This is a genomic window from Streptomyces sp. SID3212 (assembly GCF_009865405.1).
Taxonomy (GTDB): Bacteria; Actinomycetota; Actinomycetes; order Streptomycetales; family Streptomycetaceae; genus Streptomyces.
On record NZ_WWJY01000158.1, the window covers coordinates 1 to 968 of the forward strand.

The 968-nt window shown below is 75.6% G+C and carries 1 protein-coding gene; it reads left to right on the plus strand.

Annotated elements, in window-relative coordinates; genetic code table 11:
* Positions 1-181: 181 nt before the first annotated feature.
* Positions 182-968: phosphopantetheine-binding protein (locus tag GT042_RS04365; protein ID WP_345943674.1), on the plus strand; the 787-nt coding region annotated here is incomplete at its 3' end.

Consider the following 968-nt stretch of genomic DNA (forward strand, 5'->3'; position numbering starts at 1 on the left):
GCTCGAGACCCGGCCGGAGCCGAAACCCCGGCCGGAGCCGAAACCCCGGCCGGAGCCGAAACCCCGAGCGGCCCGGGTCGCCGCCCCCGCGGTCGTTGCCCTCCCGGCTCCCGCCCCGGCTCGCGTTCCCGCCCCGGCACCGGCCGGCGCCGCGGCTTCCGCGCAGCCCCCGGCCGGAGTGGTGGAGGAACTGGGAGCCATCATCGCCGAAGGCGTCGGCATGCCCGCCGGCAGTCTCGATCCCGAGCGGGACTTCGCCTCGTACGGCATCGACTCCATCGCCGCGCTGCGCATCATGCAGCGTGTTCAGGCCCGCTTCGGCGAGGACGTTCCGATGGCCGCCATCTTCGAGCACTCCACGGTCCGCGATCTGGCGGCCCACCTGGCGGCGGACGGACATACGGCGGGGGAGGTGCCCGTACGGGACGAGCCGAGCACAGCACCCGGCCCCAGCACCCCGGTCCGGGTCCCGGGCCCCGTCGAGGTCCCGGCGCCGCCCGAAGCCAAGGTCTTCGAGCTCGCCCCGCCCGCCGACCCCGACAGCCCACCCGTTTTCGCTCTGTACGGCGACACCGGTGAACTGAGCTGGCTGGTCAACCTCCTGGACGGCCTGACAGGAGCGGGAGCGGTCCTGGGCGTCCAGGCCCCGGGCTTCGGAACACACCCGCCCGCTGCCACCGCCACGATCGCCGAACTCGGCCGGGACTGTGCCGAAGCGGTCCTGCGCGAACGGCCGACCGGACCCTTCCGGCTGGCCGGATACTCGACCGGGGCGCTGGTGGCCGTCGAGGCGGCCCGCGCTCTCGCCGAACAGGGGCACGAGGTCGAACGCCTGACCCTCGTCGCTCCCACCGTGCCCGGACGGCCCGCGGGCGGCGACGAGGCCGACCAGGTCCGGGCCGCCGCGATCGACCTCGGCGAGGCATGGGGCGCCCGCGAGCGGCTGGACGGCGGGTTGCTGCCCGCCG